This is a genomic window from Periweissella beninensis (assembly GCF_016908275.1).
In the GTDB taxonomy this organism is placed as follows: Bacteria; Bacillota; Bacilli; order Lactobacillales; family Lactobacillaceae; genus Periweissella; species Periweissella beninensis.
Genome location: NZ_JAFBDN010000003.1, coordinates 1 through 26,210, shown reverse-complemented (window position 1 = coordinate 26,210; position 26,210 = coordinate 1). Strand labels below are relative to the sequence as shown.

22 protein-coding genes, 1 tRNA gene and 1 riboswitch are annotated in these 26,210 nt (G+C 34.8%); of the genes, 5 read left to right on the top strand and 18 right to left on the bottom strand.

Annotation, left to right across the window (positions count from 1 at the left end; genetic code table 11):
* Nucleotides 1-213 precede the first annotated feature (213 nt).
* Nucleotides 214-1,626, bottom strand: coding sequence for a dipeptidase PepV (pepV, locus tag JOC59_RS01695; RefSeq protein WP_205143071.1), 1,413 nt, complete (start codon nt 1,624-1,626; stop codon nt 214-216).
* Nucleotides 1,627-1,750: 124 nt separating this feature from the next.
* On the opposite strand from pepV, the gene JOC59_RS01690 reads away from it, so the two are divergent.
* Nucleotides 1,751-2,584 (top strand): NAD(P)H-hydrate dehydratase, encoded by an 834-nt coding sequence (locus tag JOC59_RS01690; protein WP_205143070.1) that lies wholly within the window; start codon nt 1,751-1,753, stop codon nt 2,582-2,584.
* 171 nt (nt 2,585-2,755) lie between these two features.
* On the opposite strand, the gene JOC59_RS01685 is transcribed toward JOC59_RS01690, so the two are convergent.
* From JOC59_RS01685 to leuS, 4 genes are all read right to left on the bottom strand, one after another.
* The gene (locus tag JOC59_RS01685) at nt 2,756-3,982 is read right to left on the bottom strand and encodes a carboxylate--amine ligase (RefSeq protein ID WP_205143069.1); all 1,227 of its coding nucleotides are present in this window, start codon (nt 3,980-3,982) and stop codon (nt 2,756-2,758) included.
* 23 nt (nt 3,983-4,005) lie between these two features.
* Nucleotides 4,006-5,670: a putative polysaccharide biosynthesis protein gene (locus JOC59_RS01680; RefSeq protein WP_205143068.1), complete on the bottom strand. Its 1,665-nt coding sequence runs from the start codon at nt 5,668-5,670 to the stop codon at nt 4,006-4,008.
* A 256-nt stretch (nt 5,671-5,926) separates the two neighbouring features.
* Entirely contained in the window at nt 5,927-6,964 is a 1,038-nt protein-coding gene (locus JOC59_RS01675) for a lipid II:glycine glycyltransferase FemX (RefSeq protein WP_205143067.1), read from the bottom strand.
* A gap of 363 nt (nt 6,965-7,327) precedes the next feature.
* Nucleotides 7,328-9,745 (bottom strand): leucine--tRNA ligase, encoded by a 2,418-nt coding sequence (gene leuS, locus JOC59_RS01670; protein ID WP_205143066.1) that lies wholly within the window; start codon nt 9,743-9,745, stop codon nt 7,328-7,330.
* Nucleotides 9,746-10,218: 473 nt separating this feature from the next.
* On the opposite strand from leuS, the gene JOC59_RS01665 reads away from it, so the two are divergent.
* Both JOC59_RS01665 and mnmM read left to right on the top strand, forming a co-directional pair.
* Nucleotides 10,219-10,860 (top strand): phosphatase PAP2 family protein, encoded by a 642-nt coding sequence (locus JOC59_RS01665; RefSeq protein ID WP_205143065.1) that lies wholly within the window; start codon nt 10,219-10,221, stop codon nt 10,858-10,860.
* Between the two features lie 2 nt (nt 10,861-10,862).
* Entirely contained in the window at nt 10,863-11,423 is a 561-nt protein-coding gene (mnmM, locus tag JOC59_RS01660; protein ID WP_205143064.1) for a tRNA 5-(aminomethyl)-2-thiouridylate-methyltransferase MnmM, read from the top strand.
* Between the two features lie 262 nt (nt 11,424-11,685).
* Here mnmM and metK read toward each other — a convergent pair whose 3' ends face one another.
* Complete coding sequence (gene metK / locus JOC59_RS01655) at nt 11,686-12,891, bottom strand: methionine adenosyltransferase (protein ID WP_205143063.1); 1,206 nt, start codon at nt 12,889-12,891, stop codon at nt 11,686-11,688.
* An 83-nt stretch (nt 12,892-12,974) separates the two neighbouring features.
* Nucleotides 12,975-13,069: riboswitch (SAM riboswitch) on the bottom strand.
* Nucleotides 13,070-13,164: 95 nt separating this feature from the next.
* Here metK and JOC59_RS01650 point away from each other — a divergent pair.
* Nucleotides 13,165-13,959, top strand: coding sequence for a hypothetical protein (locus JOC59_RS01650; RefSeq protein WP_205143062.1), 795 nt, complete (start codon nt 13,165-13,167; stop codon nt 13,957-13,959).
* A 75-nt stretch (nt 13,960-14,034) separates the two neighbouring features.
* Here JOC59_RS01650 and JOC59_RS01645 read toward each other — a convergent pair whose 3' ends face one another.
* The 12 genes from JOC59_RS01645 to JOC59_RS01590 form a co-directional block, all read right to left on the bottom strand.
* Entirely contained in the window at nt 14,035-15,039 is a 1,005-nt protein-coding gene (locus JOC59_RS01645; protein ID WP_205143061.1) for an LTA glycolipid anchor biosynthesis glycosyltransferase, IagA/BgsA family, read from the bottom strand.
* On the bottom strand, nt 15,039-15,857 hold the full coding sequence (locus JOC59_RS01640) for a Cof-type HAD-IIB family hydrolase (protein ID WP_205143060.1): 819 nt from the start codon (nt 15,855-15,857) through the stop codon (nt 15,039-15,041). Before JOC59_RS01640 ends, JOC59_RS01645 begins: the two co-directional genes overlap by 1 nt.
* Before the next feature lie 196 nt (nt 15,858-16,053).
* Nucleotides 16,054-16,124 (bottom strand) — tRNA-Cys (locus JOC59_RS01635).
* 63 nt (nt 16,125-16,187) lie between these two features.
* Nucleotides 16,188-16,982: an alpha/beta fold hydrolase gene (locus JOC59_RS01630; protein WP_205143059.1), complete on the bottom strand. Its 795-nt coding sequence runs from the start codon at nt 16,980-16,982 to the stop codon at nt 16,188-16,190.
* Nucleotides 16,982-17,833 carry a triphosphoribosyl-dephospho-CoA synthase CitG gene (gene citG, locus JOC59_RS01625; protein ID WP_205143058.1) on the bottom strand — a complete coding sequence of 284 codons (852 nt, stop codon included), beginning with the start codon at nt 17,831-17,833 and terminating at the stop codon, nt 16,982-16,984. Before citG ends, JOC59_RS01630 begins: the two co-directional genes overlap by 1 nt.
* Complete coding sequence (citX, locus tag JOC59_RS01620; RefSeq protein ID WP_205143057.1) at nt 17,811-18,374, bottom strand: citrate lyase holo-[acyl-carrier protein] synthase; 564 nt, start codon at nt 18,372-18,374, stop codon at nt 17,811-17,813. The genes citG and citX overlap by 23 nt, the downstream gene beginning before the upstream one ends.
* Before the next feature lie 79 nt (nt 18,375-18,453).
* Entirely contained in the window at nt 18,454-19,992 is a 1,539-nt protein-coding gene (citF, locus tag JOC59_RS01615) for a citrate lyase subunit alpha (RefSeq protein ID WP_205143056.1), read from the bottom strand.
* The gene (citE, locus tag JOC59_RS01610; RefSeq protein ID WP_239516982.1) at nt 19,982-20,896 is read right to left on the bottom strand and encodes a citrate (pro-3S)-lyase subunit beta; all 915 of its coding nucleotides are present in this window, start codon (nt 20,894-20,896) and stop codon (nt 19,982-19,984) included. Before citE ends, citF begins: the two co-directional genes overlap by 11 nt.
* On the bottom strand, nt 20,896-21,189 hold the full coding sequence (gene citD / locus JOC59_RS01605; protein WP_205143054.1) for a citrate lyase acyl carrier protein: 294 nt from the start codon (nt 21,187-21,189) through the stop codon (nt 20,896-20,898). Before citD ends, citE begins: the two co-directional genes overlap by 1 nt.
* On the bottom strand, nt 21,179-22,234 hold the full coding sequence (citC, locus tag JOC59_RS01600; protein WP_205143053.1) for a [citrate (pro-3S)-lyase] ligase: 1,056 nt from the start codon (nt 22,232-22,234) through the stop codon (nt 21,179-21,181). The genes citD and citC overlap by 11 nt, the downstream gene beginning before the upstream one ends.
* A gap of 26 nt (nt 22,235-22,260) precedes the next feature.
* Entirely contained in the window at nt 22,261-23,568 is a 1,308-nt protein-coding gene (locus tag JOC59_RS01595) for a 2-hydroxycarboxylate transporter family protein (RefSeq protein WP_205143052.1), read from the bottom strand.
* Nucleotides 23,569-23,582: 14 nt separating this feature from the next.
* On the bottom strand, nt 23,583-24,734 hold the full coding sequence (locus tag JOC59_RS01590) for an NAD(P)-dependent malic enzyme (protein WP_205143051.1): 1,152 nt from the start codon (nt 24,732-24,734) through the stop codon (nt 23,583-23,585).
* A gap of 229 nt (nt 24,735-24,963) precedes the next feature.
* On the opposite strand from JOC59_RS01590, the gene JOC59_RS01585 reads away from it, so the two are divergent.
* Entirely contained in the window at nt 24,964-25,914 is a 951-nt protein-coding gene (locus JOC59_RS01585; protein ID WP_205143050.1) for a sugar-binding transcriptional regulator, read from the top strand.
* The last annotated feature ends 296 nt before the right edge of the window (nt 25,915-26,210 follow it).

Here is a 26,210-nt window from a genome sequence, read left to right as displayed (position 1 = left end):
ACTATGCAAAATAAACACAATTATTACTTGTGTTATTTTCATTGTTATTCTGATTGTTATCAAATTGACACATGTAAGATATACCTCTAAAATTTTTATTCATATAAAATCTTATCATTTTCTCAATAGTTTGTCATGTTATTCTTAGCATTTTTTCAATCTTTAATAAAAAAAGCGGACAATAAGTCCACTTTTTTATTAATAATTAGGTTTTTATCCTTGTGTAGCTAATCGTTCAATTGCTTCACCATAAATTGCGGCGGCTTTAATTAATGAATCAATTGTCATAAATTCATTTGCTTGATGCATTGTATCTTCATCACCGGGGAATAATGCACCAAATGCGACACCACGTTCCATTAATCGACCGTAAGTTCCGCCACCGACAACTTCAGCAACCCCGTTCAAACCAGTTTGACGATTGTAAACATCAATTAATGTTTTTACAATTTCATCATCGGATGGTACATAGTGTGGTGCCATATGATGCCCACCTAAAACTACCTCTGCTGATAGTGTCGTTAATTGTTTATGCAACATTTCACCGATGACACGATAATCAACCCCTTTAGGATAACGGAAGTTAAGATTAATAAAACCAGGTTTGTCAATTTCAAATTTTTGAATACCAATGTTCATTGTTAGCGGACCCATCACATCATCAACATGCGCTACACCTAATTTTTGACCTAGTGCATCATCGTGCAATACTCCACCAAGTAAATCTAAGTAACCTTTTGCTTGACCATCAAAAGCAAATTCTTTTAAGAACTTAGCCAAATATGTCCCCGCATTTTCACCAATTTCTGGGCTTGCCCCATGAACCTGTTTCCCATTAATAACAAATTGTATCCCTTCTGGTAACGGTTCAAAATATCCACTAATTTGTGGTTGATTCTCGAGAAATTCATTAAATTGCTCAATCATTACACTAGCATCTGGAGCTTGTACAAGAGCAACTGCTTTCCCAGGTACCATATTGGGGCGTAATCCTGAAGTAAAACTCAATAGCTTAAAATCACCATTGTTTGTCCCATTAAATTTAACTTCATATGTTACATTTCCCTTTTCACCATTAATAACGGGAAATTCAGCATCTGGTGAAAAGCCCATCGTTGGTTGTGGCTCAACAGAAAAATACTTATCCATATCACCCCAATCATTTTCTTCATCAGTTCCCACAATAAATCGTACGCGGCGTTTTAATGGTACATTTAACTCATTTAAAATTTTCATTCCATAAAAAGCTGCCATTCCAGGGCCCTTATCATCCGATGCCCCACGCGCAATCACTTTACCATCCTTAACAATTGGTTCAAATGGATTTGACTCCCATCCTTCACCGGCTGGCATAACGTCAACGTGTGCTAAAACAGCCACTGATTCTGGTGCGTCAATGGGGCCAATTTCAGCATAGCCAACAACATTATCAATATTTTTCGTTCTAAATCCAGCTTCCTTGGCAATTAATAAAAATGTTTCCAATGCTTCTTTTGGTCCAGGACCAAAAGGTGCCGCTGCACTTGCTTGACTATCATCACGAACACTTTCTACACGTAACATAGTTTTTAAATCTTCTAAAAACGCTTCTTGGCGCTTTTCAATTTCAGCTCTCCACTCAATCATTTTTTATTACCCTCCAATAAACTGTTAATAGCCTTATTTTATCACAATCTCTTTTGTTATAATTAAATTAATCTTGTTAAACTTTAATTATTTAACAATTACTTTATAATGGGGTAACTATATAATGGATATCATTTCAGAGAATTTAATTAAAACTGTCATCACGCCACGTCCATTAACGACTCACAAGGGAAATTATGGTCGAATTCTTTTAATTGGTGGCTTTGATAATTATCATGGCGCCATTATTATGGCTAGTAAGGCAACTGTCTTTAGTGGTGCTGGCCTAGTAACGACCTTAACTGACCAAGCAAACGTTAGTAACTTAAATATTGCCATTCCTGAAGTTATGGCTTTGGGATATACTAAAACTTTAGCTTTACCATCATTAATAAAAAATTATGATGTTATTTTAATTGGTCCAGGCTTAGGACTCAGTAAAATAGCTACTAACCTATTACGGACTGTTTTAAACTCCATCCAAGTAAATCAAACATTAATCATAGATGGATCAGCATTAACCTTAATGGCACAAAATTGTTATTCTTTACCCAAAACAGCATTAACCGTTCTTACGCCACATACAATGGAATGGCAAAGGATTAGCAATATTCTTATTAAAAACCAGACCGTTAATGAAAATCAAAGAATGGTTAACATATTGAATGCCCATGTTGTATTAAAAAAATACCATACTGAAGTCTATCAACCACATGGTACCCCGCTGCGCCTAAATGTAGGTGGCCCCTATCAAGCAACTGGTGGTATGGGTGATACATTAGCTGGTATCATTGCTGGTTTCTTAGGCCAATTCCCAAAAAATCAGCAAACAGTTGCTGCTGCTACCTTTATCCATAGCAAAATCGCTGATGAGCTTGCCAAAACACAATATGTCGTTTTACCTACCCAAATTACAGCTAAGCTACCGGAATTCATGCACTATTATAGTAATTTTTAACCATCCTACTCACTAAAAGCGTCTGGAAAATTTATTCCAAACGCTTTTATCTTTTTTATTAAAACATATTCAACATAACTAGTGCTCAGTTTAATGGCTAAGATGCCTAGCGTAGCCCTTTATTTAAGCAGACCTAAGGAATAACTGTGACACCCTTTAACTAAATTAGCATTAAGCTTTAAAGTATTTCTCAAAGTATTTTGAAAAATTGCGATTAGCCCGCCAATAATTCAAAAATCTGCGATAGTTCCAATCAGCCTCATATTTATAGGTATAACCATACTTACCAGCAGCAATCAATTGTAACGCTTGCTGACTGGCAGCATTCGCACGAGCATATTTTTTAAACAAGCGTGGTGTTATCGCTAACCAAACTTGCCACTCAGTTTGATTTTTATTAGCAAACAATACTGGTTCATTAGTTAGTGTGCCATCATAATCAGCAATTAAATAGCTCATCCAATTAACACCATTTAAACTGGCCCAAAAATTTGATCGTCCAAGTCGAACATTCATTTCAAAAACCTTATATGTATCATCTCTTTGATCATACTTTAAATCAAAATTGACAAAACCTGTAATTTTTAAATCCTCTAAAAAATTAACATATTGCTGATAAATCGTTTCATTATAATCAGGCATAATTGCCATATGATTTCCACGTCCTTGTGGCCCAGGATCTTCAATTAAAGCATGGCCCATTGAAATAACGCGTACCTTATGATTTTGATCAATATAAGCTGTCAGATTACGTTCAAATGAATCATCACCAGGAATCATGTCTTGCATCGTAAAGGTACCAGTGTAGCCATTTGTGTATGCTAGTTTAATTACCTTATTTAATTCTTCATCTGAATTAATAAAATAAATTTTTTTATGACCTACAAACCATAAATCCATCCATTCTACAGAATTATCGGATTTTAAAATAACCGGATAACCCCAATCTGAATGTAAGTCACCCGTTACATCAGCTTTACTTAGGCGACGCGTTGCCGGCATTGCTAAGTTATATTTTGCCGCAATTTTTTCAAAAGATTCTTTATGATTTAATTGAATCATTTGATCATAATCAACATATGGGATCACAAAGTATGTGCTTAACTCGTGTTTGTGTTTAGCAATTAAAGCGGCATATTTATCACCTGAACCAATTAAAATTGTGGGTTGTTGTTGTTCTTTGACTTTTTCTCCTAATTTTAGCATTTCTTTAATAAATTTAGGATCATCATTTATACCGTTAATTATTTTAATATTTACAATTTGACTATCTCGCGTCGCTGTTAACGGATTAGCAGCTGCAATAATTGTAGACTTAACGCCATATTTTTCATGAATTTCACGTGCTGAACCGTAAATACTTTCATCACTACCTAAAAACAAAACTTGATGTTGCACGATAAATCACCTCACTATTAATATTATTTAAGTTTGATACGTAATTTTCGTCGGAGCATGGCAACACGATTTCCTAATAGTTGATCTGGAATTTTAGTCTTAAGCATGATATAGCTATAAACTAACCCACCAAGACTGACTGCCATTATTATAATCATGATTTGCATTAAACGACTAGTTGGTGATACAAATAACAGCATTCCTTGTGTTATGCCAAATGATACCCCACCCATAATTAAGGCCGCAAATGTTACCCAATTTAAAGTCATGACACAGTGTTCTAATTTTAACTGATATATTTTTTGTAATCCATATAGGATATACCCACTTGCCAATAAAAAACCACCCATCGACGCTACCAATGGTCCCATTGCACCTAGCAAAGCGACTGCTGGTATCTGCAAAGTTAATTTTAGTAAAACACCATAAAATAACGCTTTTAAGGCAATATCATTTCTTGAAACGCCTTGTGTAATCGTTGAAAGTAAAGTAAATAGCCCAAACATGATACCTAAAAATGACGAAAATTGTAAAATCAAAGTGCCAGATAAGGCTTCAAGTGCTGAATCATAACCATAAAAAGTGACATACAATGGTTGCGCAATCGCTGCCATGCCAATCGCAGCTGGAATCATAACAAACATAAATAATTCAAGTGTGAAGCGGATCTGACTCGCAATTTCATCATTATTTTTTCTAACATGCGCGGCTGCCAATAAGGGGATGGCAGTGGTTCCCAGCGCAACTGCTAATGAAATCACAATCATTATCAACTTATTAGCATTGAAGTCAAAGATTGCATACTGTCGATTTAACATATCATAAGAAAAATCACTAAATATTTGCATAATTTTGAAAAATGAATATTGATCAATAATTTGATAAATTTGAATAGCAGATCCTACAATGACAAACGGAATTGCTTGTTTGACAACTTGCCAAATTAAGCTTTTTTCTGAAATTTTGATTTGATCTAAACTTTCCTGCTTTTTCAAAATAAACCAATTACGTTGATTCCACAAAGTCCAAGCTAAAACAGCAATTCCCCCTAGCGCACCAACAAAAGCAGCAAATGTTGACTGCACTACTGCATCTTGCCAAGCACCATTATTTAGTATTAAAAGCATCCAAGTCATAAATAACATATAAATAACTCGAACCAGTTGTTCAATAAATTGCGACATCGCGGAGGCTACCATTTGATTATTCCCTTGTAAAAATCCACGAGTCATACTCATCACCGGAATTACAAATACCGCGGGTGCTAGTGAATGTAATACCGGAATAACATTTACATCCCCCGCAGCTAACCATGGTGCCCCAAACCACAAAATACCAGCAGCAATAAAACCCGTAACTAAACCAATCTGCAGTGATTTTTTATATAGTCTAAACGCTAAATTATACTCTTGTTGCGCATTATAACGTGCTACTAATTTAGAGACGGCTGATGGCACCCCTGCAGTTGACGCCATTAAAAATAGGGAATAAATATTATAGCCCTTTGAAAAAAGTGCATTACCCTGTAGCCAAAACGAACCAAACATGGCGACCCAAGGAATTACATACAATGCTCCAAGGATTCTTGACATCAGACTCCCTGCGGTCATCCAAAATGAACCTTGTAACATTTTTTTTTGGTTACTATTATCCACTTGCTTACTTGCTGACGAGGTTTGTCCCATCATCTTTCTCGACTTTCTTTTATCCATCATAAAAATTTTATTAACTATCTAATTTTAACTAAATTATAGTTAGCTAGCAACCTAGCTTAGCTACAACAAACAAGCAGTACCAAAAATTAATTCTACAAACAACCAATGGTTATTTTATAATGTATAAAATACATAAAAAAGGGCCGAAAAATTTATTTTCTTACCCTTTTTCCTATCTTTTACCTTATTATTTGCTAGCTATCGTAGTTTTTTTCAGATTACGTATTAACTAATCTTGGGAAGCTGTTGCTCGATCCTTTTGCCGAACTAATTCTTCATAAACCGCATCATCTAAGACATATTCAATCTCACCAATGTATTCACGTGGTTCATCTTTACCTAAAAAGCCAACTTTAAAGCGGTAAAGATTATCATCAGGATCAATTTCACCAACTCCACCTAAGTCATAAGCATGTTTACCGGCTGCAACTGCCCATTCCATCATCGCAACTTGCATAACACGGGGTGCTTCAAAAACTTCCCCTGAAACTGATCCCGCATACATGTACCAAACCTTGTCCCCAAATGCAAATCCAAGTCCAGTTGCAAGTACTTGATTATCTTTTTCACAAATGTATATCCGCATAATATCGTCATTTCCAAAAGCCTTTAACATCCTTTGAAAATAATCATATGGTCGATAAGTAATACCATGCCGATCTGCCATCTCTTGGTATATTTTATAAAAAATGGCTAAGTCTGTTTCATCATTACTATATCTTGTGGTTACTTCATTTTTCCAACCTTTACGGACTTTATTTCTTGTTTTTGCAGTAAATCCGGCTACAATTTCATCCTGTGTTGTTTTACCAGTTAAATCAACCACCATATTAAAACGTGGTTGAATTGTTCCATGCAATCCTAACGCATTAACATTACGTGTTTCATAACCGTGTTTTTTTATTTCAGCATCAAACTCTTTAGAATAATCAACTTCTGGATCCATTCTTAATAAATAGACATTTTTTGCAAGTAAAGTTGCTTTAGCTTCTGCAACTAATTTATCAACTAAGTCTAAATTGTGAACATCCATGACCGGACCCTTACTTGCATATGCAAAGCGAGAACCATTTGGCAATTTTGTCATTAAAATTGACATCGCAGCGATAATGGCTCCTCCATCTTCAAGATAAACATGTAATGGTTCCCAATTATCTTTTACGTCTGCCCAACCAAGATCTTGGGTAATCTGTCCATACTTTGAACTACGCACAAATGTGGTAAATTTTTGGACTTCTTCTTGATTATTAATATCTAGTACTGGCAATGTTAATCCCAACTTTCTTTAAAATACTGTAATAATTTTACAAAGCTTATTTCACTTAAAGCTTTACTTTTAGTTTTGTAACTAAGCTTAATTTTAGCACAACTTAGGCACTTTAAATATTTTACACCACAATATTAAATTTATTTTTAAAATACCGCTTAATTTTTGGCCATTTTCTCATTTTTCGCTACCTAACAAATCTTGCAGTCATTGCTTATGCCCAGGCTACCCGCAGTATTTAAACTTATATTACTTTCTAAATAGTAAAAAAGTCGATTTAATTCCAAATTAATCGACTTTTTATTATTTTAAAATTTGTGTGCTTAACTTAAAAATATTTTAACTACGACAGTGCTACTAATGTTAGTTAGCAACCACGTTAATCAATTTATTTTTAATATTAATAACCTTACGAATTGTTAGGTCTGCTAATTGTTTTTGCATATTTGCTTCTGCTAACGCACGTTTTTCAAGTTCTTCCGGTGTGATATCTGCAGCAACAATAATCTTACCACGAACTTTACCATTTACTTGTAACACGACCTGAATTTCATCTTCTACTAATTTACTTTCATCATAGGTTGGCCAAGCCGCATAAGCTAAGCTATTATCTGGATGGAATTGACTCCAAAGTTCCTCAGCAATATGAGGCACTACCGGTGCTAAGAGTTTAATGAAGCCTTCAATATATGCTACTGGTAATTGTTCCACCTTATACGCGTCATTAACGAAAACCATTAATTGTGAAATCGCGGTATTGAAGCGTAATCCTTCATAGTCACTTGTAACTTTTTTAACAGTTTCATTATAAATTTTAGCTAATTTGCCGTCATTATTATCAACGATGTTCGCTTTAAGTTTATTTTGATCATCCATAATCAAACGCCATACTCGATCTAACCATCGTCTTGAACCGGCTAAACCATCTTCAGACCAGGCAATTGATTGATCAAGTGGCCCCATAAACATCTCGTACAATCGTAAGGTATCAGCCCCATATTGTTCAACAATATCATCAGGATTGACCACGTTGCCTTTTGATTTAGACATTTTTTCATGATTTTCACCTAAAATCATCCCTTGATTAACTAATTTTTGGAATGGTTCCTTCGTTGGCACAACCCCTAAATCATATAAGAATTTATGCCAAAAACGAGCATATAATAGGTGTAACACGGCATGTTCTGCACCACCAACATATAAATCAACGGGGCCCCAATATTTAAGTTTGTCTAAGTCAGCCAAGGCTGTTTGATTATCTGGATCAACGTACCGTAGGAAATACCATGATGAACCAGCCCATTGTGGCATCGTATTAGTTTCACGACGTCCCTTACGGCCATTTTCATCAACAACATTAACCCAGTCTGTAATATTAGCTAATGGTGATTCACCATTACCAGTTGGCTTAATATCATCTGAATATGGTAATTTTAACGGTAATTCTGCTTCTGGTACTAAAGTAGTTTCCCCATCTTCCCAGTTGATAACTGGAATTGGTTCACCCCAATATCTTTGTCGCGAAAAGATCCAATCACGTAACCGGAAATTAACTTTCTTTGCCCCACGGTTATGCGTTTCTAGCCAAACAATTATTTTCTCAATCGCCGCTGTTTTATCTAAACCATTTAAAAAATCAGAATTGATATGTTTACCATCGCCAGTGTAAGCTTCTTTGTCAATGTCGCCACCTTCAATTACCGCTTTAATTGGTAATGCAAATTTTTGTGCGAATTCATAATCACGCGTATCATGTGCCGGTACGGCCATGATGGCCCCTGTTCCGTATGATGCAAGAACATAATCAGCAATCCAAATTGGCAACTTTTCTCCATTAACCGGATTAATTGCATATGCTCCCGTAAAAATACCAGTTTTGTCTTTATTTAAGTCAGTTCGTTCCAAGTCTGATTTTGAAGCAATGGCTTTACGATATTCTTCAACAGCTACTTGCTGAGCGGGTGTTGTGATTTCATCAACTAACTTATGTTCAGGTGATAAAACCATATAACTAGCCCCAAATAATGTATCTGGTCGTGTTGTAAATACTTCGATTTTTTCATTATTATTTTCAATATCAAAAAAGACACTCGCACCTACTGAACGCCCAATCCAATTTCTTTGTTGTTCCTTAATTGACTCTGGCCAATCTAAGTCATCTAGGTCATCAATCAAACGATCAGCATAGGCTGTAATACGTAATACCCATTGGCGCATTGGTACACGATATACCGGAAAACCACCACGTTCAGTTTTACCGTCAATTACCTCTTCATTTGCAACTACTGTCCCACCCAATAAATCAGGTGCCCAATTAACCATAATTTTATCTTCATAAGCTAAACCACGTTTATATAATTGTTCAAAGATCCACTGTGTCCATTTATAATACTTGGGATCAGTTGTGTTAACTTCCCGATTCCAATCATATGAAAGACCTAGGCTTTTCATTTGTTTACGGAAATTAGCAACATTTTCCTTAGTAATATCTGCAGGGAACCGCCCAGTTTTCATTGCATATTGTTCTGTTGGTAAACCAAAGGCATCAAAACCCATTGGATGTAATACATTAAACCCTTGCGCTCTTTTCATTCTTGATACAATATCAGTTGCAGTGTAGCCTTCTGGATGACCAACGTGTAACCCTTGCCCTGATGGAAATGGAAACATATCTAACGCATAAAATTTAGGTTTATCTGTCTTTTCAGCCGTTTTAAAAGTTTCATGTTTATCCCAAAAATTTTGCCATTTTTTTTCAATTGTCTTATGATTATATGCCATTATTAACTCCTTATACTTGATCATCAAATTTTATTTAGCTGAACTAAAAAACCGTAGCCAAATTGCTTTGACTACGGGACGATTTCATCGTGGTACCACCCGAATTTATAGAATTCCTTCTACCTCATTCTTACTCCATTATCGTTGGAAGACGGTAACTTTTAAAAATTAACGAGTTCATCAGTCAACAACATGGATTTGCAGCAAGTATCCACTCTCTAAGCTTGTTTTCTAACTAGTACTTTAATTTAGTTACAGTTATTTGCAATTGAATTAATTTTAACAACTTCTTCCTAATTTAACAACCGTTTCTCGTGTTATAATTATATTTACTTACTATTAAGTTACTGGCTTAATTAATTTATTACCACTCACATCAATATATAATTAACAATTTAGAAAGGAAAAACTGCAAGTACTGTGCCAAATAATATCAATTTTTTTAAGATATATTCTTAGCAGTTAATCTATTAATGAAAACCGCTGTAAAAATCCAATTAAGTTGTGCTTTTCTTGCTTTACTAATCTTTATCCTGATTGCTTTCGGGGTTGTCGTCGATTCTACCTGGCTTGCCCATTTTGATACTTGGGGATTTAGCCTAGTACGTGAACCTTTGAGCCCCAATCGAACTTGGTTTTTTAAAAACGTTACGCGGGCTGGTAATGAAAAGTGGTCGTTAGTTTTAATGTTTACTTTAGCTATTTTGTTCATTTTTCAAAAAAAATTACGTGCCACTTGCTTTTTATTAATCAACGTAGGAGTTTTTGGTTACGTTTTTGCTAATTTATTTAAGTATTTAATTCATCGTCCACGCCCACATATTGTTCATTTAATACAGGCTAGTGGCTTTAGCTTTCCCTCTGGTCATACGATGAATGCAGTTTTGTTGTATGGCTCATTAATCATTTTAGCGAATTACTACTTAGCTAATGACGGACTACGTTTTGCAGTTAATTCATTCTTAGGGGTCATTATTGTTGCTTTACCGTTAAGCCGCATCTACCTGGGCGTTCATTACCCGAGTGACGTTGTTGCTGGTTATTGTCTAGGTTATGCCATGCTAGTATTTTCAAATTTCTTTATTTTTAAATTTAACCAACTTAAAAGGAGCTAATTATGCTTGAAAATGCTTTAACCTTCAGCCATTCTTTACTAAAAAATACAATCAATCAGGGTGATTTAGTCATTGATGCTACTGCGGGTAATGGCCATGACACCCTTTTTTTAGCTAAGCTAGTTGGCCCAGAGGGTCGTGTTTTAGCCTTTGATATCCAACAACAAGCAATTGACAATACCCAAACTTTACTTAGTGAACATAATATACTTAACACCTCCGTTATTCATGATGGCCACCAACATCTGAATAAATACCTTAGTGAAAATACTCTTATTAATGGTGCTATTTTTAATTTAGGATATTTACCTGGTGCTGATAAAAAGATTATTACTAACAAAGATTCTACCCTAGCAGCAATAAAGACTATCTTACCCAAACTAGCAAACCATGGCTTAGTTGTTTTAGTTGTCTATTATGGCCATCCTGGTGGTCAAACCGAGCTTAGCGCATTACTTGATAGTGTCACACAATTACCACAACAAAAATATGCCGTTTTGCAATACCAATTTATCAATCAGGTGAATCAGCCACCTTTAGTTTTAGCAATTCAAAAAAAGTAAGCCATGCATACTACTCAAAAAAGTGACGTCTAAACGATAGCATCTAGTTTAGGTGTCATTTTTTTAGCAACCAACCTTTTAAGGCTAAATATAAAACCACTTTAAGTAATATCCTCACTATTACTACCCACTAAATTTTTCAATTTGAACCATTTTCTAGTGCATAAAAACCTGTTGCCAAATATATCTTGGCAACAGGTTTTTATTAAATATTATTTAATAGCATTTTTTAGTGCGGACTAAGTTAACTTTCATTTTTATCTTATTTATTAAAATACGTCTTCAATGCATCAACCTTGTCCAAACGCTCCCATGGTAAGTCCAATTCAGGCCGACCAAAGTGACCGTATGCAGCAGTTGCTTCATAGCGTGGCTTACGTAAATCCAAGTCTTCAATAATTCCAGCCGGCCGTAATTCAAATAAATCACGAATAGCCGCAACCAATTGCTCATCACTAACTTTAGCTGTACCAAATGAATTAACACTAACAGAAACGGGTTTAGCAACACCAATCGCATAGGCAACTTGAATTTCAACCTTATCAGCCAATTCAGCAGCAACGATGTTCTTAGCGATGTGACGCGTGGCATAAGCAGCACTACGATCAACTTTAGTTGCATCTTTACCAGAGAAAGCACCACCACCATGGCGCGCATAACCACCATATGTATCGACAATGATCTTGCGCCCCGTCATACCAGCATCCCCCTTAGGCCCACCAATTACAAACCGGCCCGTTGGATTAATATAGTAGCGCGTTTGTTCATCAACCATATCATCAGGTAAGATTGGATCTATGATATATTTTTTAACATCGGCCCTTAATGTTTCAAGTGATACTGCATCGCGATGTTGCGTTGATAACACCACCGCATCAATCCGTGTGGGTTTATCATCTGCATCTAATTCAACCGTTACTTGTGCTTTAGCATCAGGCAGAAGATATCCCAATACCCCTTGTCGTCTAATTTCGGCTTGTTTCTTTACTAATTGATGTGAAAGTACCACCGATAATGGTAAAAATTGATCGGTTTCATTTGTGGCAAAACCAAACATTAAGCCTTGGTCTCCAGCTCCAATCTGGTCAAGCGGATCAATTCCGCCTTCTTCTCGTTGCTCAATCGCCGCATCCACGCCTTGCGCAATATCTGGTGATTGTTCATCTAATGTTATTCCCACATGAATGTCATCCGCTAAAAAGCCAGCTTCAGGATCATCGTAACCAATACGCTTTAATGTTTGGCGAACAATATGATTAATATTAACGTAAGCTGTTGTTGAGATTTCTCCAAAAACATTAACGTAGCCCGTTGTCACTGACGTTTCAATTGCTGTTCGTGCTTGTGGATCCTCTTTTAACACAGCATCCAATATGGCATCACTAATTTGATCTGAAACTTTATCTGGGTGACCCTCTGAAACTGATTCTGAGGTAAATAGGCGTCGTTCTTTTTGTGTTTGTGACATTTTATAATACTCCCTTAAAATAAAAAATTGCGACCATCCTTGACTCGGATAGTCGCAATTGCCCAATACACAGTTAACAACTATCTTCATCGAATCTTGTCTTACCACCTTGCATCCTTTGCAAATGTAGGTTGGTGTGCGATCATCGGGCAAGTCCCTTACGCACTCTCTATGAAGAATGATACGAATTATATGATAACATAATTATTGAGAATTGCAATAATGCTTGTTAAAATTAGTAACATTAATATGTGAATGGAGCAAACATAAAAAATGGATGAACAACAAACTCAACTAAAACGGACCAACTTACATCCCCAAAGTTCACACTATCCTTGGTTAAGCTTATTTAAAAATAGCCGATTTCAGCTTACGTTAATGGCGTTAATTGGTATTTTTTTACAAAATGTCATTTGGTGGGTCTATCCACTTATTTATGGTCAACATCTCAACGCTCAATTACCATTAGATCTGCAATTTTTACTAGGTTATACAATTAGTTTAGCGCTAGCAATTTTCTTAATGCTCTATCATCAATTTCACTCAATTGGGGCTTTACTGATTTTAGCAATTAATGTTTTATTTACCTTTTCAAACCTAATAAAGGGTGATATTTTAGTTTTTACAGCACTATTAAGTTTTACCTTTTTTTTAGTGGCTTTACAATTTAAATGGTTTAAACTACGATCAATTTGGGGCTTAATTACCTTTGCTTTAGCAAATGCTTTTATCATTCCGCTAACTGTTTTTTATTTACAAAACAAATATGTCACACAGCCCTTCATCTTAACCTTGTTCCCATTATTTTTATGTTATTTATATTTTATGACACCACTTTTCATCGTTAATATTACTAAAAAACGTCTAACTAGTCTTGGCTTAGGAATTTTACTCATTATCACATTATTGACATTACCAATTAACTTTTGGACGATTTGCGCAATCGCTATCGTTATCAGTACTTGGTTAATATTAATTAATTTAAAGCTTAGTTATGCTAAGCTTGTTCCTTTATTACTAGCTATCCAAGCAGTTACCGTTTTAATTTTATTTTTACAACAATATTAACTAAAAATTACAAGAACGGCCATTAAAAAGCTCATGTTCTAGCGTCTAAACTTTTTAATGGTCATTTTTTTATAACTATTTTGTCAATAGGCTTTGATAAACTGCTTTTAACTGTTCTCCGACAGTTGTAATTGAGCGCGCCTGCGCGACTTTTACACCCGCATTTTTAATTAATTTCGTATCATGTTCTAAAACATAATGTAATTGTTGATTAAATTCAGCAATGTTGCGCGCTTTAAAAACATTTTCATGATTGGTTAACCAATCGGCATAAACTGGGATATCACGTATTATGACATTTTGACTAGCAGCAAGTGCCTCTAACACAACAATTCCTTCTGTTTCCTCACGTGATGGAAATAAAAAAGCATCGGCCCCACTATATGCGCCTTGAATGATGTCACCAGTAATGTAACCTGGAAAGATTACATTAGCTGGATGGTTAGTTTTTACTAATTTACGAATTTTACGGGGAATTGTCGCAAAATTAATGTGGCCAAACCAAATAAACGTAATTTCTGGATTCAATTCTGCTAATTTAACAAAATCATCAATTCCTTTTCTCTCAAAGAATAATCCGACACTGATAACGACTTTCTTGTGTACATCTAATTTAAAATAATTACGAAAAGCAGTAATTTTAGTTTCATTAATTTGGTATTTGTTAATATCAATCCCATTTGAAATCGGGTAAATTGGCATTTTCAAACCATAATTAGTTAATAATTTTTTAGCATACGGGGTTGGTGTTATTAAGACATCCGCTAATTGATACAAACTTTTCAAGTATTTACCATATAACGGTGCTAATTGATTAGAACCAATAAATGAATTTTTAAAATCTTCTTGTGTTGAATGTGCATGATAAATAACCGGTTTATGCGCTTTCCGTGCTTGCTTAATAATTTTTCGACTCTTTAATCCATAGGTATTAATGTGTAAAATATCGTATTCATCATTGGGATCTAAAGTATATGCAATCTTATTAGCCCTTAGTGCAGCCATCTGATGATGCATTGCATTACCAATTCCTGAACCGGCAATTAACTTTTGTCCTTCAAAGTACAGTAATATTTTCATTAAATATTCTCCAATATTTGATCAATCGTCACTAATACACCATCATGATTATTATCAGCTAATGCTTCTTTGAACCCAACTTCATGCATTGCTGGATAAGCGTTCGGCATTACATAACCTGTTCCAACATAGTTTAACATTTCTAAATCATTGTTGTTATCACCAAATGCAACAATTTCATCGGCAGTAATATTATACGCTGCTTGCAACTTGCTTAACCCACTTGCCTTATTAACCCCCCGGGCTAAAACATCAACACTGCCAAATCCTGACCCAGTAGCGTGTAATTCATCACCAAAAATTGCTAACAGGGCCGTCACATAAGCTTGCACTTGCTTATTTGGCCAAACAAATGTAACTTTAAAAATTTCATCTTGTATTTCTAATAGTTTTTCAACTTGATAAACTGGATTATAAAAACTTTTAACTTCAGTTAAAACTTGATCAACTGCATGATTACTGACATATGCACCGTGATTACCAGTTAAAATAATCAAATTATTATGACTGGCAGGATTTTTAGCATTCCATTCAATAACTTTTTGTAATTGTTCCCGCGTAACAGTAGCTTCATAAATCAATTTATTGGCCATAAAAATGCGAGCACCATTATCCGCAACAAAATCTATTTTATATTGGTTAGTAATTGGCGTAAAAAAATCTTTCAATTGATAAAATTGATTACCACTTGCAGCAACAAATTGAATTTTTTTTTCATCCATAAATTTTAATTGCTCACGAAAACGGTCAACATCATACTTTTTATCATCCCGTAAAAAAGTTCCATCCATATCTGTTGCAATCATCTTTACTGTCATTCAAAATTCCTCCATGTTTTACCAGTTTAAAAAAGAATTGTATCATATACTTACGTTTAATAATCGTTAGCTAACTAAATTTTTATAAGATACAAAAAAAGCGGCCAATTGTTACAATTAACCACTTTTCGTGTATGATCCACCCTTTTATAGGGCCTCAATTTAGCTACACAAGCTCATTAATATAATTCTTATAAGGTGGTAATCGGATTCGAACCGACGATCAAGGTTTTGCAGACCCATGCCTTACCACTTGGCTATACCACCAACATCAATAACTCATTTATTATACAAAATTATATAAGTGGTTGTCAATAATTTATTACTGGATTATTCATTAATAAATGCTATGACCTGAGCCATAAAACTCAGCGGCTCTTCTAAGTGTGGTAAATGCCCACTTTCTTCAAGAATAATCACTTGTGTACTATTGTTTTGATATTTTTCTTGGCAATACTGATTAAATTTGTTTCCCCAAATCATTGATTTACCACCCAAAAGCATTAAATGCGGAATCTTAATTGTCATGACCACATCACGCCAATCTTGAACAAGATGATTCTCTAATAATGGATGAGTCTGTTGCTGATTAAAAGGATGGCAACGGTGTCTCTCCTTTAATAAATCCCACATTGTTTGATCTACTCTTTGCGCTGTTAAGCTAGTAGTTAAAATCATATCAGCTTTCAATGCTAGGTTTTTATAAGTAATATCAAAAGCACCAAAGTGCCAATCATCCGTATTCAAGGCTTTAGGTGATTGATCAATAGTAATTATTTTGATTATTTTAGCTGTACCAAATAATGATATGTAAGACCAAATAATACTGGCACCCATCGAGTGACCTAATAAAATCGCACTAGTCACGCTAAGTTTCTGCATTAAATTTGCTAGATCCATTGCCAACCGGCTAATTCGTAGACCAGTTGCTCTATGACTAGATGCCCCATGATTCCGACAATCAAAAGTAATCACTCGCCAACCTTGTGTAGTCAATTTTTTTTGGATAAGTAACCACTCTTCTTTTATACCAGAATAGCCCGCAATTAAAATAATTGTTGGTTGTCCTACTTTTCCTGTATCATTATAAACCAATCTAAGCTTATCATTTGTCATTAATTGCATTAAAGTATGTCCTCAACTAAACCTAAATATATCGTTAAAATTAATAAATCTGCTGATCCTCCTAAGCTAAGATTTTTTGCAATCAAGATTTTATCTAATGATTGCAAATATTGGTACCCCATGGCTGTTTTACTGCCACCTAGTTCAAAGTAACGTTGACATTTGCTACTAAACCACACCGTAATACTGGGGGTGTGTGCTCGTTTAATTAAATTAGAATCTTGAGTATTTTGGGCAATTTTCATCAATGTATCTAATAAGCGCTGATTTATCGTTCCACTACTTTTTCTAAGCATTGGTAGTCCAAATTGTAAGACGGTTGGAAACCCAGCTTGGGCTTCACCACGAATTCCCGTTTTACCGTATTTTAAATACTGTTGTTGCCCTGCTGTTAATGGCTTATTCGGCTTTAAATTAGCTAAATCATCATTCACTAAATTAGCTAGCATCCTTTTAACTACATCTATTATATTAGTAATATTGATTGTTCTTGCATGTTGGCTCACATATGCTGTAGCACACACCAATATTCCTAGCGAAAAAATGGCTCCTTTATGAGTATTAACCCCATTTGTCGCTGTAAACATAGTACTTTCAGCAAGTTGCCCCTGTTTACGTAATGTTTGAAATAATTTTGGTAAATCATTCTCGTTACCTTTAAATGTTAATCCTAAATCACTAGCTGCTTCAAAATAACTGTATAGACTTACACTACTATTAATGAAGGTAAATACATCCATATCTTGATGCGCCCCATTACTAATTGGATCAACTAGGCCTGGCTTTGGATTAACTGATACTTCATATAAAAGAGCTTTTTGGGCATATTCAACAATTATTTTTGATTTCATTTTGACTTATTTCATCTCTATAGATTTTATTTAAAAAATTTTTTATTAACTGCATCGAGTGACACTGCGATCGGGCACATACTTTAGCATTAGCACCGCATACATAACAACTACGCGGTGAATACCCTAACTGAGTTCTCGATAATTGCGTGTTATTTTGTGTAATTACATCAACATCAAAAATCCGACCAAGCTTACTTTCATCTTCAAATTGAATACTAATTTTCTTTAATTGCTCACCAGCAGTATCAATAACTAAAATAGCCTCTGGTCCGGTCGCCCTTTTTATTTGGAGGACTTTATCGATTACTATACAATTTGCCAATTTTAGTTGTTTGCTTATTTGCTGATATCCTTGCACGAATAAATTACTTAAATAATCGTTATTTTTAATTGAACCAGGAATATTTAATTTTAAACTAAGCAACGTTGCATGTTGATTTTGCCTGAGCAAAAATTGTTGTTGTTGCTTACGCCAATCTTTATTGGCTAAGACTGTTATTACAGTTTGAGGTTCCCCTTGGCTAAATATATCAATCATAAACTAACCTACTTTACTTATATGTACTAAAAATCTCAAGCAAAAATTTATTTTGTGAGATTTTTTAAATTACTATGTGTTAATCTTTCACTTCATGAATCACATCAATTAATGATCCATCCCGATATTCAATTAAAGCCACCACTTTGTCAGTAAATTCTAAAGGTTTAGCTGTTCCAACCTTTTGAACTGCCATTTGTTGAAGCTCTTCAATTGTATATACTGGTACCCCTGGTAAATCACGTAATGCTGTCATCAAATCTTGCCGTTTTGGATTAATCGCAATACCAACTTCAGTAACGACCACATCAACTGAATCACCTGGTGTCACAACAGTTGTCACATCATTAACAATTGTTGCAATTCGCCCACGTACAAGGGGCGCTGAAATAATTGTCAATTTAGCAGTAGCCGCATCTTGGTGTCCCCCAATTGCTCCGCGAATAACGCCATCCGAACCAGACATTACATTAACGTTAAATTTAGTATCTAATTCCAAAGCTGACAAAATGGCCACATCTAGTTTATCAACCATTGCACCTTTATTAGCTGGATCAGCATACCATGAAGCATCAATTTCCTGTTGATTCTTATTTAAATGCATTGATTCCGCGGCCCCTTTATCAAAGTCTTGGACATCCATCACTTTAGCAACTAAGCCTTCTTCTAACAGATCAATCGTTGGTTTAGTAATGCCACCTAAGGCAAAACTAGCTTTAATATGCTTATCAAGCATTGCTTGTCGTAAGAACCGTGTTACTGCTAGCGCTGCCCCACCAGAACCCGTTTGAAATGAAAACCCATCTTTAAAGTATGGTGAATTAATAATTACGTCATTGACTGTTTTAGCAATTTTTAATTCCTTTGGATCCTTAGTAAACCGTGTAGCCCCTGAACCAATTTTATCAGGATTACCCACTGCATCAATTTCAACAACATAATCTACTTGTGTTTGTTTAATTGATGCCGGTGTATTAGGATATGGTTTTATGCTATCCGTTATTAAAACAACTTTATCAGCATATTGTGCATCCATTAATGCATAGCCTAGTGAGCCAAATGCAGCCTTACCATCCATACCATTTGCGTTACCCATTTCATCAGCATTAGGGACTCCCAAAAAAGCTACGTCTATTTTTATGGCACCTGTTTCGATTGCCCGTGCTCGATTACCATGTGATCTGAAAATCACTGGATTAGCTAGCGCACCATGCGATACTGCATCCCCCAAACTGCCTCGCATTCCTGAAGATGTAATATTAGTTACGACGCCTTTGTCAATTGCCTCAACCACAATGTCGTTCATGACATTTGTAAGTGATGACGGAGCTAACGTTAAATTTTGATAACCATTATCAATAATAAGCCGCATTACTTGATTGAAAACATAATCACCTTCTCGGAAATGATGATGGAATGAAATTGTCATACCATTATGCAAAGTCTTTTCAATCACTTCGGCCAATGATGCTACTACTTTACTATTACCAGTTGTTGCGGTTACTTTTGGCGCTACTCTTTGAATATCCGGATTACCAAATTCAACACTATCAAATCCCGTATAACCTTGTTCACGCATTATCTCGTCTGGTATATTGCGATTAATTTTATTTTTCAATGTAATTTCCCTCCGCATCAACTAAATTAGCAGCATTAGCTAAATTCATAACTCTTTGCGCTCGTAATACTACGGGCCGATCAACCATTTGTCCATTCATTGAAATAACTCCTGAACCTTTTAAACGCGCTTCTTCAATGGCTGCAATCACATTTTGTGCTTTTTCAATTTCTTGTTTTGTGGGTTGATAAACTTTATTCACCATTGCAATTTGACGTGGATTAACTAATGATTTTCCATCAAAACCTAGTTGATGAATTAATTCGGTTTCTCGATAAAAACCAGCTTCATCATCCATATTAGTAAAGACCGTGTCAAAAGCAGCAATCCCCGCTGCACGCGCTGCATGTAAAATAACATTCCGAGCATATAATAACTCCTGCCCATCTGGATAACGATGCGTTTTCATATCTGTTGTATAATCTTCAGCTGATAAAGCAATCCCAATCATTCGTTTTGATGCCGCTGCAATCTCATTTGCATGCACTACTCCCTTAGCAGATTCAATAGCGGCCATTAATTTTGTGGTACCAACTTCACGGTCAAAATTTTTTTCTGCGTCAGCAACTAATTTTTCCAGGGTGTGCATCATTTCTGCTGATTCAACTTTTGGTAAGCGAATAACATCAATTCCCGCTTTGACCATTGCTTTAATATCATTTTCATAATATGGTGTGTCTAAGCCATTAATTCTTACTACTAATTCAGCATTACCATAATCAATCGTTTGTAAGGCCTCAAAAACTAAATAACGCGCCGCATCTTTTTCAGTCATCGCAACGGCATCTTCTAGATCAAACATAATTGAATCTGCGCCAAATATACCGGCATCCTTTACCATGGCTGGATTGTTTCCTGGAACAAACATCATTGTTCGACGTAATCGCTCATTTTGCTGATTCATTAAAGTACCTCCCATTGTGGTTCATCAACGATGTCTAATGCTCGTTGAACGGCAGTAATTGTCCTGGCTTTAATAACCATATCCAAAGCACCTTTATCAACGACTTTAACGTGCACATTTTCAATTTTATAACTCAGCAAAACTTTTTTAATTGTTTCCTCAATTTGATCACCAAATTGCTTCTTTACATCCGATTGTAAATCAATTGTAATTCCATCAGTCGCTGGACTTAGTAAAATTTGAACATCAGATGATTCTAGTGTTCCTGCTAATGCACTTTTTTTAATTTCCATTAATTTTTTGTCCTTTCTGAATACGTTCCTGTAATATATTAAGGTTATTTTTTATAAATTTAAAAGTCGTTAATGGTACCAACTCTTTAATTAACAATAAATCCGTCTCTTTAATAGCTAGTCTTATTTTAGTTGCTGAAATAATTTGCGCGTCAATCATTTTTCGTTCAATAATTTTAATACTAATCACATCACTTAATTGTTGTTGTAATATTTCATTATAGCGCTTCGTAGTTTTCGAAAATGGTTCACAGCCAAGATAACGACTGGTAATTTTAAGTTGTGGAACCACCCAGTTTTTAAAGATTTGTGCATCTAAGGTTGTTTGATAATCAATTATATCAATAGGACTATTAATAAAATAAGCTGGAAAAGTAACAAAACTCACCATATATGGACCACCTAACACAACCTTAACATTTGTTAAATCACTAACACCTTGCTTTACTAATTTAACTCTTTCATTTGTCGTAAATAATGATACATCTTGTTCAACTACAAAAACATATACTAAATCATTTTCCAATGCTGCTTGCTCAACTAAAAAACGATGCCCTTTAGTAAACGGATTAGCATTCATCACAATACTTGCGATTTTTTTATTTTCCAATTTGCTTGAAGCATTTATAGCCATTAAATAGCTATTTATATCTGGCATCCCCTTTTCTAAAATTACCCCTTTTTCTGATGTAGCTAGCAACGAAAAGCCTACATGTTCGAAAGTTTTGCTATACTCCGGTTTAGTAAATACAAATATGTGAAAGATCCCTTGATTAGCTAAACAGCTAACTAATGCTGAAACAATTTTATTAAAAAGAGCTCCTTTACTTTCATTAGTTTCATTCTCAACAGCAACATACTTTATTACATTACCAGCAATTGAGCCAGTCGCAATTAAAGAATTTGCTTCAAATAACCCAATTGTTGTATCAATGTTTGTTATTTCATTATCCGCAAAATTACTAATACCACGCTTTTTCAAAAAATTTTGCCATTTTATTTTAACTGATTGTTTATTAAGATCCAAACTCTCTATTTCTGGCACAGCATACCTCTTCTCAGATAGTTTTTTTAATGGACTAAAATACCCATTAAGAAAATTGCAAACGTGACTGTCATGGCACCACCTAGGCGTACAGCTACTTGTGCAAAAGGCATTAACTCCATTCTATCACCCGCAGCTAAAATTGCTAATGCCCCAGTCCCACCTTGTCCTGAACAGCAAGATACTGCAATTGCTGTATCAACTGGATACAAACCTAATAATTTGGCGGCAATGAAAGCAGTAATAACAATTGCAATAACAGTTGCAGCGATTGCTATCATGGATGCGGGACTTTTAAATACTTGAATTAATTTATTCCAATCTGTTGATGCTACCCCTACTCCAAACAATAATGGTGGCGTAATGCCCTTTACAGTAAAACCATATAATGAATTACCACCTTGCTCGATGTTGTTAGGAATGTACCCTAACATTTTGGCTGCCATTAGTACAATTAATAAGATAATCGGTGCTGGTACTGCCACTCCAACATATTTTTGAATAACAAAATTTAACCAAACTGCTAAAAAGTATAAAGTAATTGCTAAAATACCAGCGATTAATGTTTTTTCAATACTAACCTCACTTGATTTTCCTTTAAGACTTTCCAATTCATCATCCGCTCCATCAATCAACTTACCATTACCTGTTAATTCTGGATGTACATCACCAATCTTTTTCATCAAACCAGACAGTACGACTGCAACCAAGCTTCCTAACATAACTGCAGGCAAAATTTCACCAAAAACATTTCCAGCTCCTGTAGCCGTTAAAACCGCTGCATAACCTAATGATAATGGCATTGCACCTTCACCAACCCCACCAGCCATAATGGGCGCAACAATGAAGAAATAGGCTTTCCACGCAGACAAACCAAATACCATACCGATACCAGTTCCAACCAATGATCCAATTACATCACATAAGATTAAAATCACGATAATACGTGAAGTTGCTTTAATTAAGGTTTTTCGATTCATTGAAGCAATTGAGCCAACCACTAATAATGTAATAAAAAACATTAAAAAGTTATTATCTTCCATAAAATTAGAAACTGAAGTGATTGTTGATTTTGGTAACCATCCCGCATAGACAAAGTAAGCGGGTAAGAAAGTAACAACTAAGACCTTACCACCTAATGAATTTAAAACTGGAATCCTTTTACCAATTTCTTCAAGTAAATAAGCAAATACTGTCATGATTCCTAAGGATGCTAGCATATCGTTTGTCGGCACTGTTTTAGTAACCGTTAATAAAATATAGCCTAGTAATAAAACAAGATATAGTGGTAATGGAATAAAACCTATTTTAAAGCTCTTAATTTTTTCAAGCATCTTACTTACTCCGATTATAATTTATTTTTTGCATAGTTGAGGACAGCTTGGGCTACATTATTTACTACACTTTCATCAAAAACACCGGGAACAATTTTGGTAGCAGTCGGTTTGGCAACCATGTCAGCCAAAGCATTAGCCACTTCAATTTGTAACTGTAAATCAACATGCTTTAATCCACTTGCTAATAATCCTTTAAATAATCCTGGAAATGCTAGTATATTATTAACCTGATTAGGCCATTGTGATGAACCCGTTGCCACAACACCAGCGCCTACTTCTAAAGCTTCTTTTGGATTAATTTCAGGAATTGGATTGGCTAGAGCAAAAATAATTGGTTTAGCACTCATTCGCGCTACTTGATGTTTATTTAAGACATTAGCGACTGATAATCCAATAAAAACATCTTGATTATCAATGACATCATCCAACTCTGCACCCGTTGCTTGCTGTATATTTGCTACTAATTTTCGTTGATAATCATTATACGTTGGGTTATCTGATTTTACGACGCCTTCAATATCAACTAACGTTAAATTTTTAAGCCCAGCTGCGATTAAAATTTTAGCTGTTGCTACCCCAGCAGCACCAATGCCGTTAATAACTACTTGCAAATCCTTTAACGGTTTATTTACAACCTTGGCTGCATTAATTAAACCAGCCAACACAACAATGGCGGTGCCTGTTTGATCATCATGATAAACAGGTATCACTAACTCTTTACTCAACCGTTCTTCGATTTCAAAAACTTTAGGTGCAGCGATATCTTCCAAATGAATACCAGCAAACGATGGTGCAATTGTTTTAATTGTTTTAACAATATCGTCAACCGAGCTTTGTTCTAACGCTAACGGAATTACATTAACATTAGCAAAATTTTTATACAATAAGGCTTTTCCTTCAATAATTGGTAAACTAGCAGCTGGTCCAACGTTCCCTAGCCCTAAAACTGCTGAACCATCTGAGATAATAGCAACTAATTTTCCACTAATAGTATAACGCTCTTTTAATTCTGGTTTTTTCTCGATTCGTTTAGCTAAATCAGCTACTCCAGGGGTGTAAGCCTCGGCTAAATCATTACGATTATTAACATTAAATGTGCCATCTATTTTTAAAACACCAATATTTTTCTCATGTAATGATAAAACTTTATTCATATCAACCATATATTCATTCCTTCCAACTTTGAACACGTACGTACTGCTTATTTGTTCAATTGTTAACAACTAAATAATAACGCTCAATAATACTAATGTAAACAAAAAATGTTTAATTTTTTAAAATATATAGCGTTATTTTTTAAAATTTTAAATAATTAAAAGCAGTTTAATTATTTAAATTTAAATTTTTTAATTAAATGTTATAATAATAAAAAAAGATACGAAGGTTACTTATATGAATATTGCTCAACGTGAAATGCTTGCCAATCTTGCCCAGGATTACTATCTCTCTAATTTATCATTAGCTGACTTAACTGAAAAATATCATTTAAGTCGATACCTAATTAATAAATATTTGGACGATGCTAAACTTGAAGGAATCGTTACTATTAACATTGCTTCCCCAACAGCTCGGAATCTTGAATTAGAGCAACATTTTGAAAAAAAATTTAATATTAAAAATTGTTATATTATTAAAGATACTGTTAATCCCAATGATAATGAAGAAAATATAATTAAATATGCAGCAAAACAAATTGAATTACTAATTGCACAAAGCCATATTGTCGGTACAACTTGGGGGGAAACAATTTATAATATAACTAGTCATTTTGAAACTTCTATTTTAGAAGATGTCAAATTCACCCAATTTATGGGTGAAAATATGAAATATAACTCAGCTGCGGGCTCAATGCGTATGGTTGAACGTGTTGCTTCCAAATTTTCTGCCGAGTATATTACCATGGTTGGTCCTCTATATATTACGGATGATCGTACTAGAATTGGTTTAGTACGTGAAATATCATCGCAACCTGCTTTTGCCGCAGCGTCCCGAATGGATTTAATTTTTGCTGGTTTTGGCACACTTTCTTCGGTTAACTCCATTCCAGCTTGGCGGCAAAATATTAATAAAATCTTTCCCAATATTTCCTTAGATCAAATCGCTGGCATGTTATATGGTCGTCCATATGATATCTATGGTAATTTTTTAAATGTTAATGATGATAAAATTTTTGGCATTGATTTACCAACTGTATTAGCTACTCCGCGCCGTTTTTGTGTTTTGAAAAGTAAATTTAAAACTCGTGCTGCTTTAGGTGCTTTACGTGGAAATATGCTAACCGATTTTGTTACCAATGAGTCATTAGCCCATAGAATTTTAACTGAAATGGCTATCGCTGATTAGCTAAATTTTGCATAATTTTAATCCTAATAACAATAGCACCACTGTTCTCATTATTAATGTTTTTAATATGTCTACTATATTTAATATGGTTATTAAAACAAAAAGCAAGCAATTCAAATTTCGAATTACTTGCTTTTTGTTTTAATTATTTAGTCTATCAGCACCATTTGACAAAGAGCCAAAAAAATGACCAGTCTTGCAGGACTGACCAACCTTATAAATCAATGTCACTCTTAGCAAAAAATATTTACATGTTCCTTGCTGATCGTCAATCTTATTCATATACTTCCGTAGCT

Bases quoted from the DNA above. Each gene is read 5' to 3' on its own strand.
- pepV (WP_205143071.1), bottom strand. From the start codon at position 1,626: ATGATTGAGTGGAGAGCTGAAATTGAAAAGCGCCAAGAAGCGTTTTTA.
- JOC59_RS01690 (WP_205143070.1), top strand. From the start codon at position 1,751: ATGGATATCATTTCAGAGAATTTAATTAAAACTGTCATCACGCCACGT.
- JOC59_RS01680 (WP_205143068.1), bottom strand. From the start codon at position 5,670: ATGATGGGACAAACCTCGTCAGCAAGTAAGCAAGTGGATAATAGTAAC.
- leuS (WP_205143066.1), bottom strand. From the start codon at position 9,745: ATGGCATATAATCATAAGACAATTGAAAAAAAATGGCAAAATTTTTGG.
- JOC59_RS01665 (WP_205143065.1), top strand. From the start codon at position 10,219: ATGAAAACCGCTGTAAAAATCCAATTAAGTTGTGCTTTTCTTGCTTTA.
- mnmM (WP_205143064.1), top strand. From the start codon at position 10,863: ATGCTTGAAAATGCTTTAACCTTCAGCCATTCTTTACTAAAAAATACA.
- metK (WP_205143063.1), bottom strand. From the start codon at position 12,891: ATGTCACAAACACAAAAAGAACGACGCCTATTTACCTCAGAATCAGTT.
- JOC59_RS01650 (WP_205143062.1), top strand. From the start codon at position 13,165: ATGGATGAACAACAAACTCAACTAAAACGGACCAACTTACATCCCCAA.
- JOC59_RS01645 (WP_205143061.1), bottom strand. From the start codon at position 15,039: ATGAAAATATTACTGTACTTTGAAGGACAAAAGTTAATTGCCGGTTCA.
- JOC59_RS01640 (WP_205143060.1), bottom strand. From the start codon at position 15,857: ATGACAGTAAAGATGATTGCAACAGATATGGATGGAACTTTTTTACGG.
- JOC59_RS01630 (WP_205143059.1), bottom strand. From the start codon at position 16,982: ATGCAATTAATGACAAATGATAAGCTTAGATTGGTTTATAATGATACA.
- citG (WP_205143058.1), bottom strand. From the start codon at position 17,833: ATGAAATCAAAAATAATTGTTGAATATGCCCAAAAAGCTCTTTTATAT.
- citX (WP_205143057.1), bottom strand. From the start codon at position 18,374: ATGATTGATATATTTAGCCAAGGGGAACCTCAAACTGTAATAACAGTC.
- citE (WP_239516982.1), bottom strand. From the start codon at position 20,896: ATGAATCAGCAAAATGAGCGATTACGTCGAACAATGATGTTTGTTCCA.
- citD (WP_205143054.1), bottom strand. From the start codon at position 21,189: ATGGAAATTAAAAAAAGTGCATTAGCAGGAACACTAGAATCATCTGAT.
- JOC59_RS01595 (WP_205143052.1), bottom strand. From the start codon at position 23,568: ATGCTTGAAAAAATTAAGAGCTTTAAAATAGGTTTTATTCCATTACCA.
- JOC59_RS01590 (WP_205143051.1), bottom strand. From the start codon at position 24,734: ATGGTTGATATGAATAAAGTTTTATCATTACATGAGAAAAATATTGGT.
- JOC59_RS01585 (WP_205143050.1), top strand. From the start codon at position 24,964: ATGAATATTGCTCAACGTGAAATGCTTGCCAATCTTGCCCAGGATTAC.